Source organism: Frankia sp. Mgl5, from assembly GCF_023242985.1.
In the GTDB taxonomy this organism is placed as follows: domain Bacteria; phylum Actinomycetota; class Actinomycetes; order Frankiales; family Frankiaceae; genus Parafrankia; species Parafrankia soli.
Map to the genome: position 1 here is coordinate 1 of NZ_JALKFY010000803.1, position 12519 is coordinate 12519.

Genomic DNA, 12519 nt, shown 5'->3' on the forward strand with positions numbered 1-12519 from the left:
GGCGGTGGGTGAGGTGTTGGAGGAGGTGGGGGTGTCGGATGCGGTGGTGGTGGGGTCGTTGCGGCGTGGTGAGGGGGGTGGTGGGCGTGTTCTGCGGTCGGCGGCGGAGTTGTTCGTGCGCGGGGTTGCGGTGGACTGGTCCGGGGTGTTCGGCGGGCGTGGGGGGGGTCGCGGTGGGTGTGGGTGTGGGGCCTGACCTGCCGACCTATCCGTTCCAGCACGAGCGCTACTGGCTGGACGCGGACCCCTCCGGCGGCCCCGGTGATGTGACCGCCGCCGGCCTGGACGCCGCTGACCACCCCTTCCTGGGCGCGGCCCTCGAACTGGCGGGTGGTGCGCCGACGGTCCTCACCGGGCGGGTCGCACTGCGGGAACAGCCCTGGCTCGCCGATCACGCCGTCGCGGGCACCGTCATCCTCCCCGGCGCGGCCGTGGTGGAGCTGGCGCTGCGTGCCGGCGCGCAGACGGGCTACGAGGATCTCGACGAGCTCGTGATCGAGGCCCCGCTCGCTCTGCCCGATCCGGGCGACGTCCGGCTCCAGGTACAGGTCGGTGAGGTGGACGAGACCGGCCGCCGCCCGGTGTCGGTCCACTCGCGCCGTGCCGGCGTCGCGGGGCCGTGGATCCGCCATGCGGCCGGTCATCTCGTCGCCCGGACTCGCGAGGACGACATCCAGGAGCCCGGCACGACATCCGCGCGACGGGGAGCGGAACCGGGGGTGTGGCCGCCCGCTGGCGCGCGCAGCCTTCCGGTGGAGGAGTTCTATCACCGGCTCGCGGAGGGCGGTTACCGCTACGGCCCGGCGTTCCAGGGGGTCGAGGCGCTGTGGGTGCGTGACCGGGAGGTGTTCGCCGAGGTCGCGCTCCCGCCGGAGCTGCACGCCGAGGCCGGCCGGTACGCGCTGCATCCGGCGCTGCTCGACGCGGCGCTGCAGGCGACCAGCGCGGCCGGGCTCACCGCGTCCGAACCGGGGCACCTCCTGCTGCCGTTCGCCTGGACGGGTGTCACGGTGCGTGTCGCCGGTGCGGCGCGGCTTCGGGTCCGGGCGGTCCCGGCCGGCGGGGACGGCTTCGCCCTCACACTCCTCGGCGCGGTCGACTCGGCCGCGGAGACGGAGACGGTGGTGGCCACCGTGGAATCCCTGGTGCTGCGGGCGGTCGCGGCCGATCAGCTCGCGAGTCCGGAAGAGCGCGGGCTGGACTCGTTGTTCCGGCTCGCGTGGGCGTCCCTCCGGCCGCCCTCGGCGGCGGTGCTGCCGTCGGGAGAGGTTTCGCCCGACCCGGCTGTCGACGCCGCTGGCGACCAGGCCTGGGACGCACGGGTGCTCGATCTGACCGGGGAGTCACCGGCCGTGGATCCCACCGCGGCCCGAGCCCTCACGGCCCGCGCACTCGACTGGCTGCGCGACCGGCTGACCGACCCGGCGACGGGTCAGGCGACCGCCGGTTCGCCGGCCGGTTCGCCGCTGGTGGTGCTGACCCGGCGCGCCGTCGGTCTGCCGCCTTCCGCGTCGATCGACGACGTCGTCGATCCCGGCACGGCCGCGGTCTGGGGCCTGGTGCGTGCCGCTCAGGCCGAGCACCCCGGCCGGATCCTCCTGGTCGACACCGACACCGACACCGACACCGACACCGACACCGTGGCCGGCAGCGGCAGCGTGTCCGACGCCGACGCCGACGCCGACGTGCCGGGCCTCGGACGGCTGGTCGCCCTCGCGGCCGCCGCGGACGAGCCGCAGCTCGCGATCCGGTCGGGCCGCGCGTTCGTGCCGAGGCTCGTCCCGGCCGCGGTGGCGCCCGCGCCGACCGGCCGGGCGGCCGGCTCCCGTCCCGTGCTCGCGGACGGGACGACGCTGATCACCGGAGGTACCGGGACGCTGGGCGCGCTGGTGGCCCGGCACCTCGTCCGGGCGCACGGCGTGCGCGACGTCGTCCTGCTCAGCCGGCGCGGACCGGCCGCGCCGGGAGCGGACGAGCTGGTCGCGGAGCTGGCCGGGGCCGGCGCGCGGGTGCGGGTGGTCGCCGCCGACGCCGCCGACCGCGATGCGCTCGCGGCGGTGCTCGCCGATATCCCGGCCGAACGCCCACTGACCGGTGTCGTGCATGTGGCGGGCGTCCTCGACGACGGGGTGCTGGCGGCGCAGACCGCGGCTCGGCTCGAGGGGGTGTTCCGGCCGAAGGCGGACGCCGCCTGGAACCTGCACCGCCTGACCGCCGGGCTGGATCTGGCGGCCTTCGTGCTGTTCTCGTCGGGGGCCGGTGTGTTCGGCGGCGCCGGGCAGGCGAACTACGCGGCCGCCAACGGCTATCTGGACGGCCTGGCGCGACTGCGCCGCGGCCTCGGCCTGCCGGCGGTGTCGGTCGCGTGGGGGCTGTGGGCGCGGGCGAGCGGCCTGACCTCGCACCTGGACCAGGCCGGTCGCGGCCGGCTCGGCCGTGAGGGTCTCCGGCCGCTGCCCGACGATGAGGCGCTCGCTCTCTTCGACGCCGCGCTGGCGGCCGGCACGTCCCCGGCGCCGGGCGACGGACTGCTCGTGGCCAACGGTCTCGACCATGCCGTGCTGCGGGAACAACTGGCCGACGGCCGGCTGCCCGCGCTGCTGCGGGACGTCGCGCGCGCCCTGCCCGCCGCGCCGGCCCGCCGCGTGCCCCGGCTCGCCCTGCGCGAACGGCTGGCGGGGCTCGACCAGGTGGAGCGCGACCGGTTCCTGGTCCGTCTCGTGCGTGGTCACGCAGCTACCGTGCTGGGACATCGCGGGGTCGAGAACGTGGGCCCGACCCGGGCGTTCCGTGAGCTCGGGGTGGACTCGCTGGCCGCCGTCGAGCTGCGGAACCGGCTCTCGGCGGAGGCCGGGGTCCGGCTTCCCGCGACGCTCGTCTTCGACCATCCGACACCGGTGGCGCTCGCGGAACGGCTCGCGGCCGAACTGGCGCCACGGGAGCCGGACATCGCGTTCGAGACGCCCGAGCCCGAACCCGCCGGCCACGCCGGCCACGCCGACGGCGCCGGCCAGGCCGGCACGACGGATGAGGCGAGTCTGATCGCCGCGATGGACGTCGAAGGGCTGGTCGCGCGGGCGCTGGGTCGCACCGCCTGACCCCGCGTTCCCTCCCACCGCCCGTTCCCGCCCAGCACCCGCCCCCGAAGCACCGGAGAGTCACATGGCGACGTCCCACGACACGCTCGTCGAGGCACTGCGCGCCTCGCTGCTGGAGAACGAGCGGCTGCAACGGGAGAACGACGGACTGCGCAGGGAGAACGTCCAGCTCTCCGAGCCCACCCGTCAGACGCCCGTCCGGGAGCCCGTCGCGATCGTCGGTGCCGGCTGTCGGCTGCCGGGCGGGGTCACCTCTCCCGACGATCTGTGGCGACTGGTGGACGAGGGCAGGGAGGGCCTCTCGCCGTTCCCCACCGACCGTGGCTGGGACCTCGAGAAGCTGTTCGACCCCGACCCGACCCGCCCCGGGACGTCCTACGTGCGGACCGGCGGGTTCCTGGACGCGGCGGCGTTCGACGCCGGGTTCTTCGGCATCGCCCCGCGTGAGGCCCTCGCGATGGACCCCCAGCAGCGGCTGATGCTCGAAGTGTCCTGGGAGGCGGTCGAACGGGCCGGGATCGACCCGACATCCCTGCGCGGCCGGCGGGTCGGCGTGTACACGGGCGTGATGTACCACGACTACGCGACCGGCGTGACCGACGTCCCGCCGGAGCTGGAGGGGCTGCTCGGGACGGGGAACTCCGGCAGCGTGGTCTCCGGGCGGGTCTCCTATCTGCTCGGTCTCGAGGGACCGTCGGTCACCGTCGACACGGCCTGCTCGTCCTCCCTGGTCGCCGTCCACCTGGCGCTGCGGGCGCTGCGGGCCGGTGAGATCGAGCTTGCCCTGGTCGGCGGGGTGGCGGTGATGGCCCAGCCGGGTCCGTTCGTCGAGTTCTCCCGCCAGCGGGGGCTCGCGCCCGACGGCAGGTGCCGGTCGTTCGCGGCGGGCGCCGACGGCACGGGATGGTCCGAGGGCGCCGTGGTGCTGGTCCTCGAGCGGCTGGACGACGCCCACCGCGACGGACGTCGCGTGCGCGCGCTGGTGCGCGGCTCGGCGGTGAACTCCGACGGGGCGTCCAACGGCCTGACCGCCCCGAACGGCCCGGCGCAGCAGCGGGTGATCCGCCAGGCGCTCGCCGACGCGGACCTGACCACCCAGGACGTGGACGTCGTCGAGGGCCACGGGACGGGTACGCCGCTCGGCGACCCGATCGAGGCCCAGGCACTGCTGGCGACCTACGGACGCAGGCCGGCACAGCATCCGCTGTGGCTCGGGTCGCTGAAGTCGAACATCGGCCACACCCAGGCGGCGGCCGGGGTGGCCGGCATCCTCAAGATCGTGGCGGCGCTGGAGCACGCCGAACTGCCCCGCACACTGCACGCCGACGTCCCGTCGGACCAGGTCGACTGGGAGTCGGGCGCGGTCCGCCTGCTGAGCGAGGCACGGCCGTGGCCCGCGCGTGACCGGCCGCGCCGCGCCGCGGTCTCGTCCTTCGGCGTGAGCGGCACCAACGCGCACGTCATCCTGGAGCAGGCACCTGGGCCACCGCCCGGCGCCGGTGAACCGCCGCCCGGCGTGCCCTCGACCGCCGGCGAACTCCCTGACGGGGACGGGAGACCGGCGGGAGCCGGAGCCGCACCGGCCGCCTGGGTCGTCAGCGCCGCGAGCCGGACGGCGCTGCGGGTCCTCGCCGGGCGGGTGGAGACGGCTCTGCGTGAACAGCCGCACGTGCCGGTCGACGCCGCCGGCGCCGCGTTGCGCACGAGCCGGGCGATGCTGCGCCACCGCGCCGTGGTGATCGCCGAGTACCGGGAGTCCGGCCTCGCGGGCCTGGCGGCGGCGGCCGCCGGTGAGCCGGCGGCGAACCTGGTGACCGGTTCGGCGGACGTCGACGGCCAGACCGTCTTCGTCTTCGCCGGCCAGGGCGGCCAGTGGGCGGGGATGGGCGCCGAGCTGCTCGACGCCTCGCCCGTCTTCGCCGAAGAGGTGGCGCTGGCGGGTCGCGCGCTCGCCCGGCATGTCGGCTGGTCGGTGGAGGACGTGCTGCGCCAGGTGCCGGGCGCACCCTCGCTCGACCGGGTGGACGTCGTCCAGCCGGCCTCCTTCGCCGTGGCGGCCGGACTGGTCCGGCTGTGGGAGTCGGTCGGGGTCCGCCCGGACGCGGTGGTCGGCCACTCGCAGGGCGAGATCGCCGCCGCCTACACGGCGGGGGCGCTGAGCCTCGCCGACGCCGCCGCGGTGGTCGCACTGCGCAGCCAGGCGATCGCCGGCGGGCTCACCGGCCGGGGCGGGATGGCGGCCGTGGCGCTGCCGGTTCCCGCGGTCGCCGAACGGCTCGCGCCGTTCGCTGACCAGGTCGAGCTCGCCGCCGTGAACGGCCCGGCGTCGGTCGTCCTCGCCGGCGAGGACGCCGCGCTCGACGAACTGGTGGCCGCCTTCGAGAGCGAGGGGATCCGGGCCCGCCGGATCCCGGTGGACTACGCCTCGCACAGCCGGCAGGTCGAACGGATCTCCGGTGTCCTCATCCAGGCGCTCGCCGGTCTCGACCCGCGCCCGCCGCGGGTGCCGTTCTTCTCGACCGTCGACGCGAAGTGGGTGGAGGACGCCGAGCTCGACGGCGGGTACTGGTACCGCAACCTGCGGTGCCCGGTCCGGTTCGCGTCCGCCACGCGGAGCCTGCTCGACGGCGGCTACCGGGTGTTCCTCGAGGTGAGCACCCACCCGGTGCTCGCGCCCGCCATCGCGGAGACGGTGGACCAGTGGGACGGGCCGCCGGTCGCCGTGCTGGAGTCCCTGCGCCGCGACGACGGCGGTCCGGACCGTTTCACCCGCTCCGCCGCGGCGGCGTTCGTACGCGGGGTCACGGTCGACCTCGCGGGGGCGCCGCACGCCGCCGCCCACGACGGGCCGGCCGGCACCGGCGACCGGCCCGTGCCGTCAGGCGGCGGCGCGGTCGAGCTACCTACGTATCCGTTCCAGCGCAGGCGCTACTGGCTCGCTTCGACCGGCGCGGGCCGGCCGTCCGGCACGCCTCGTCCGGGTGGCCGCGGCGGTGGGTTGGAAGTCGACTCCGGAGGTGACCACATGACCGGTGACGTGACGCGAGACATCTCGGCCCGGCTGCCGGCAGGTTCGGAAGCGGGCGCGGCGCAGGATGCGGAGCCTGAGCCCGCGGGGTCTGAGAACGCTGGGCCTGGGGACTCAGGGCTTGAGAACGCGGAGACGGACGACGCCGGGCAGGAGCTTCGCGCCCGTCTCGCCGAGCTGCCCGCCGCCGAGCGGCCTGCCCGGCTCATCGAGCTGGTCCGGGCGCAGGCCGCCGCGGTGCTGGGTCACGCCGACACCGACGAGGTCGGCCCGGACAGCGCGTTCTTCGACATCGGGTTCAGCTCGCTGACCGCCGTCGAGCTGCGTAACCGTCTCGCGGCGGCGACCGGCCTCACGCTGCCCGCGATGTTGCTGTTCGACCACGCGGTGCCCCGCGAGGTCGCCGCGTACCTGCTGGACCGGCTGGAGGTCGAGACCCGTGTTTGACGTCGAGGCGTACCTGAAGGCGCTCGACCACCGTGGCCCGGCCGACGCGAGCCTCGAGACGCTGCGCCGCCTGCACCACGCCCACCTGCGGACCGTGCCCTACGACAGCGAGCTGAACTCCACCCGCGGCACGGACCTGTGGAAGGGCGTCGACATCGACGCCGACGCCGTGTTCGACGCGGTGGTCCTCGGCGGCCGTGGCGGGGTGTGTTACGAGCTCAACGGCCTGTTCCGGCGCCTGCTGGCCGAGCTCGGATTCGAGACCGGCGTGTACGCGGCGGCCATCCGGCAGGTCGACGGATCCTTCGGACCGGACCTGGAGCACATCTTCACCTTCGTCCGCCTGGACGACGAGGTGCTCCTCGTCGACGTCGGCTTCGTGGGGCCGTCCTACCTGGAGCCGCTGCTGCTCGGCACGCAGGAACAGCGGCAGTTCGGCACGTCCTTCCGCATCGTCGGCAGCGAGGGCTACCACGTCCTGCAGCGGCGCGGTCGGCGCGGCGACTGGGCCGCCGTGTACCGGTTCCGGCCGGTACCGCGCGACCCCGCTGACTGGTCGGCCCCGTCAGAGGAGCTCACCGCCTTCGCCCGGGCGCTGGCGGGAGCGGGGACGCTCGTGCGCGGCCGGGCGACCCTCTCCGGGCAGCGGATCCTGATCGGCAAGCGGCTGGTGACCGTCGACAACGGGCACGAGGCCATGCGGGTGCTCACCGACCCGGCCGAGCACGCCCGCGTGCTCGGCGACATCCTCCGCCGCCCGCCGGCACCCGCCACCGCGCCCACCGGCGACGCCCGGTGACCGCGTCCGAGCCGGCCGAGGTCGAGGCCGAGGCCGAGGCCGACGTCGTCGTCGTCGGCTACGGGCCGGTCGGCCAGGCAACGGCGATTCTGCTGGCGCGGCGCGGCTGGCGGGTCACCGTCCTGGAGCGATGGCCCCGGCCGTACCCGATGCCGCGCGCGGTCTCCTTCGACGGCGAGTCGGCCCGCATCCTCGCCGCGGCCGGCGTCGGCCCGGCGATGACCGAGTTCGGTGAGCCGTCCCGCGACTACACCTGGCGCAACGCCGCGGGTGACGTGCTGCTGCACGTCGACGTCCCCGAGCGCGGGCGTTCCGGCTGGCCGGACTCGACGTCGATGTACCAGCCGGCGCTGGAGGAGGCGCTCGCGGAGCGGGGCTCCCGCCTGCCGGGCCTGCGGGTGCTGCGCGGGCACCGGGTGGTCGCGCTGGCCGAACGGGACGGCCACGTCGAGCTGACGGCCGTCCTCGACGGCTCGCCGCCGGACCGCACCCGGCGCCTCCGCGCCCGTTGGGTGGTGGGCTGCGACGGCGCGAACAGCTTCGTGCGGACGAGCCTGGGCGTGGAGACCACCGACTTCGCCTACTTCAACGACTGGCTGACCTGTGACGTGGTCCTGCGCGAACCGGCGGTGCACAGGCCCAACAACCTCCAGATCTGCGACCCGGCCCGGCCCCGCACAGCCGTGTCCGCCGGGCCGGGGCACCGGCGGTGGGAGTTCATGCGGCTACCCGGGGAACCGGCCGAGGAGTTCGGCCGGACGGAGTCGGCGTGGCGGCTGCTCGGTCTGTTCGGCCTGCACCCGGGCAACGCCACGCTGGAACGGCACGCCGTCTACACGTTCCAGGCCAGGTACGTCGACCGCTGGCGGGTGGGGCGGGTGCTGCTCGCCGGGGACGCCGCGCACCTGATGCCGCCGTTCGCCGGGCAGGGCATGTGCTCGGGCTTCCGTGACGCGGCGAATCTCTCCTGGAAGCTCGACCTGGTGCTCGCCGGAACCGCCCCGGCTGAGCTGCTGGACACCTACACCCTGGAGCGGCGGGCGCACGTCCAGCACGCGATCGGCATGTCGATGGACCTCGGGCGGGTGATCTGCGAGACCGACCCGGCCGCGGCCCGGGACCGGGACGAGGTCATGATCGCGGTGCGTGCCCGGGGGCTGCGGGAGGACCGCGCGCAGTCCGCCGTCGAGCCGCTGACCGCCGGGTTCCTGCGCGGCGGGGCCGCCGCACGCGGTGGTGGCCCCCAGCGTCCCCCGCAGCCTTCCCGCCCGGGGCGTCCGGGGCCGCCGTCGGTTCCGGTGGGTGACCTCGTGCCGCAGGGACGAGTTCGGGTCGGTGACCGCACCGGGCTGTTCGACGAGTTCGTCGAGCCAGGGTTCGTCCTGCTGGCCACCTGGCCGGCCGGCGGGCATCTCCATCTCCGCCCCGAGACGGACGCCGCTTTTGCGCTTCTGGGCGGACGGCTGGTCAATGTTGTCCCCGCCACCGGTGAGGAGCCTCCCGCCGTCGCGGCCGGGAGCGCGGACGCGAGCGCAAGAATCACCGTCGTCGACGTCGACGACGTCTATCTCCGTTATCTCGCCCTCGCCGGCGCCGATGCCGTTCTGGTGCGGCCGGACTTCTACCTATTCGGCCGTGTCCCGGCGGCGGCACCGCCGGCCGCGGACACCCGGGCCGGCGGGCCGGCGGTACAGCGGTCGGATTCCGTCGAGGAACTCGTCGGTGACCTGCTGGCCGCGCTCGGCGCCCCGATTCCCGTCGGGAAGCATTAGCTGTTCCGTCCCTGGACGGGCCGGGCTCGTCGGGGAAGGGTGCGCCATGGGCTCCCGGGCCGGCAGGAAACGTCCCCGCCAGGAGCATGCGCGGAGCCGTATCCATGCCCCCCACCTGTGCAATGGGGTGAGAATGGGTCCGCAGTTCCCGGCCGGTGGGCCGCGCCCGGCGACGATGGACGGAACCGCCGTGCTCGGCGTCCGCCATGTCCCAGATCCCCCAGTCGGTAATTCGGACATCTGCACCCGGTCGACGTCTCAGTCCGTGGATTTCGCCGGATCACCGAGGTAATCACCGCAGGAATATTGTCCACCCGCCGGTCGCGGCGCGGGCGAAGCCCCGTGTCATGGACAAAACGAGAGGCCGTCAGTGGCACTGGTTGAACGTGACGACATTCTCCGTCAGCTCGACCTTCTCCTGGCGGAATGTACGGCGGGAAGCGGCCGCGTCGTATTGATCGACGGCCCGGTCGGCACCGGTAAGACGGAGCTCGTCCGCTACTGCGGCACCCGGGCCGCCGGCAGCGGCGTGACAGTCCGCGCCGCGACCTGCGCCCGTGCCGAACACGTCCTCCCGCTCGGAGTGGTCGGCCAGCTCCTGCGCGGCCTGCCGGCGGGCGACGGTGAAACCGGCGCCGGCACCGTCTGCACCGGTCCCGACGGTGCGGCCGACCCGGACACCGCCCGCGGCACGGACACCCTGTGCGAGGAGGCGACCCAGGACGGGTGCCGAGGCCGCGAGGCGCGGGCGGACGGGGCGGGCCGGGCGGCCCGCATCGCGGAGCTCCTCGACGTCGGTGCCGCGATCGCCGGCAGGCTGGGGCCGGATCCGGATCGCGAACTGGTCCAGATCCACCAGGAGCTCACGCTCCTCCTCCTCGACCTCAGCAAGCGCGGTCCCGTCCTGCTGTGCATCGACGACGTGCAGTACGCGGACGTCCCCTCCCTGCACTTCCTGCTGCACCTCGTGCGCCGGCTCGGGTCGGCGCGCATCGCAGTGCTGCTAGCCGGTGATCTGGCTTCGCACCCGCTGGACCTGCCGTTCCGCGCCGAGCTCGTCCGGGCGCCCGAGTTCCGGTCGCTGCGGGTCGGCCCGCTCTCGCCCGCCGGCTCCCGCGACCTCCTCGCCGCGGCCACGCCGGTCACTCCGGACCCTTCTGTCACCGACCCGTACCAGGTCACGGGGGGCAATCCACTGTTGCTGACCGCGCTGGTGCAGGACGACCGCGGGTTCGGCCAGCCCGGTCCGGAGGTCTTCGGTCTGGCCCTGCTGAGCTGTCTGCACCGCGGCGAGCCCGTCGCGGTCCAGGTGGCCCGGGCCCTGGCGGTGCTGGAGACGCCGGTGCCCGACGGGGTCGTCGCACCGGACACCGCGACGCTGGCGGGGATGATCGGCGCGGACGTCCCCGCCGCGGCACGCGCCCTCGACGCCATGAATGCCGCCGGGCTCCTCGACGACGGCCGCTTCCGCCACAAGGTCGCCCGGGACGCGGTGCTGGGCGATCTGACGGCGTCCGAGCGGACTGATCTGCACCGGCGGGCGGCGCGGCTTCGCCACCAGCAGGGCGCGCCGGCGGCGACCGTGGCGGCACACCTCGTCGAGGGCAACGACGTGCAGCCCCCGTGGGGAACCGGCGTACTCGTCGAGGCGGCCGAGCAGGCGCTGCTCGACGGGCGGCCCGAGCGGGCCGCCGCCTGCCTGCGGCTCGCGGCCCGGTCCGCCGCCGGTGAGCGGGAACGCGCCGCGATCCGGGCCCGGCTCGCGCATGCCGAGTGGCAGACGAGCCCGGCGGCGGCCGCGCGCCATCTCTCCCCGCTGGTGAGCGCTGCCCACGCCGGCCTGCTGGAACAGCGGACCAACGCGGCCCTGGTACGTCAGCTGCTGTGGCACGGACGCTCGGCCGAGGCCGAGGATCTGCTCGCCCGGATGCGTGCCGTGGCCCAGGCGGAGCCCGAGGACGACGCGGCCGAGGTGCACGACCTGGAGGTCTGGCTCGCCACCGTCCATCCGCCGCTGGCTCGCCGCCGGCGTGGGCCGGCCGCGGGCAGCGCGGTGCCGGCGGCACCGGCGGCGGACTCGTGGCTGCGGTCAGCGGCGCTGCTCGCCGACGCGGTGGCCGCGGGCGGTCACCGGACGGGGCGCGAGCCGGGGCCCTCCGGCATCACCGGCGCTGGTGTGGCCGGCACCGGCCCGGTGGGGTCCGGTCTCGTCGGGGCGGACCGGGCCGAGAGCGCCCTGCGCGATCTGCACCTGGCGCGAGCCGATCCGTGGGCCGGTGAGGTGGCGCTGCTCGCCCTGTTGTTGCTGACCAGGGCTCCGCGCATGGACGCCGCGGTCGCCTGGTGCGAGCGCGTCCTGGCCGATCCCGACCTGGAGGACCAGACCGCGCGGGCGATGGCGACGGCGGTGCGTGGCGCCCTCGCGCTCGAGCAGGGCGATCTGGCGGTCGCCGCCGACCACGCCCGTGCCGCGCTGCGTCGCCTGCCGGCCAAGGCGTGGGGAGTCGCGATCGGCCTGCCGCTGGGCACCCTGGTACTGGCAGCCATCCGGACCGGGGACCTGGAGGAGGCGGCGAGGCAGCTCGTCCAGACCGTGCCCGAGGAGATGGTCGCCAGTCGCTACGGACTGGACTACCTGCACGCCCGTGGCCACTACCATCTCGCCGCGAACCACGCCCACGCCGCGCTCGCCGACTTCCTGGCCTGCGGTGACCTCATCCGCGGCTGGGGCCTCGACGCGGCGGTTCTCGTCCCGTGGCGCATCGGCGCCGCCGAGGCGTGGCTGCGGCTGGGAAACGTGGACCAGGCCCGCCAACTGGCCCAGGAACAACTGGGCCGGCCCGGTGCCACTCGGGTCCGCGGTCTGGCCCTGCGCCTGCTCGCCGCCGCCAGCCCGCCCGGGCGCCGGCTTCAGCCGCTCACCGAGGCGCTCGAGCTCCTCGAGGCCACCGGGGACCGGCTCGGGCAGGCCTACGTCCTGGCGGACCTGAGCCGCGTCCACGATCATCTCGACCAGCGGCGGCGGGCGCGGCTGCTGCTGCGGCGGGCGCTGCACATCGCCACGATGTGCGGTGCGCGACCGCTCGCCCAGGAGCTCCTCGCGATCTCCGGCGACGGCAGAGCTGTCTTCGGGCTCGGTGCCGACCAGGAGATGATCACCGGCCTGACGGACTCGGAGCGGCGGGTGGCGTCACTGGCGGTGATGGGCTACACGAACCGGGAGATCGCGCTGCGGCTCTACGTCACGCCGAGCACGGTCGAGCAGCACCTGACCCGGGTCTACCGGAAGCTCAACGTCAAACGCCGTCAGGACCTCCCCGCCGACCTGTGGACGGACGCCACCCACACCGGTTGACCCGGCAGACCCGGCAGACC

At 75.1% G+C, this 12519-nt stretch carries 5 protein-coding genes; all 5 read left to right on the plus strand.

What is annotated here, in order from left to right; translation table 11 throughout:
• Nucleotides 1-173 precede the first annotated feature (173 nt).
• The 5 genes from MXD62_RS28950 to MXD62_RS28980 all read left to right on the plus strand — a co-directional run bounded on the left by MXD62_RS28950 (nt 174) and on the right by MXD62_RS28980 (nt 12499).
• Nucleotides 174-3098 carry a type I polyketide synthase gene (locus MXD62_RS28950; RefSeq protein ID WP_248832556.1) on the plus strand — a complete coding sequence of 975 codons (2925 nt, stop codon included), beginning with the start codon at nt 174-176 and terminating at the stop codon, nt 3096-3098.
• Between the two features lie 64 nt (nt 3099-3162).
• On the plus strand, nt 3163-6573 hold the full coding sequence (locus MXD62_RS28960) for an acyltransferase domain-containing protein (RefSeq protein WP_285224225.1): 3411 nt from the start codon (nt 3163-3165) through the stop codon (nt 6571-6573).
• A complete protein-coding gene (locus MXD62_RS28970; protein WP_248832557.1) occupies nt 6566-7372 on the plus strand; it encodes an arylamine N-acetyltransferase in 807 nt (268 codons plus the stop codon). Before MXD62_RS28960 ends, MXD62_RS28970 begins: the two co-directional genes overlap by 8 nt.
• Nucleotides 7369-9144, plus strand: coding sequence for a bifunctional 3-(3-hydroxy-phenyl)propionate/3-hydroxycinnamic acid hydroxylase (locus tag MXD62_RS28975; protein ID WP_248832558.1), 1776 nt, complete (start codon nt 7369-7371; stop codon nt 9142-9144). The genes MXD62_RS28970 and MXD62_RS28975 overlap by 4 nt, the downstream gene beginning before the upstream one ends.
• 370 nt (nt 9145-9514) lie before the next feature.
• Nucleotides 9515-12499 carry a LuxR family transcriptional regulator gene (locus MXD62_RS28980; RefSeq protein WP_248832559.1) on the plus strand — a complete coding sequence of 995 codons (2985 nt, stop codon included), beginning with the start codon at nt 9515-9517 and terminating at the stop codon, nt 12497-12499.
• Nucleotides 12500-12519: the final 20 nt, after the last annotated feature.

Excerpts from the sequence above, each read along its gene's own strand:
- MXD62_RS28960 (WP_285224225.1), top strand. The coding sequence starts at position 3,163 with ATGGCGACGTCCCACGACACGCTCGTCGAGGCACTGCGCGCCTCGCTG.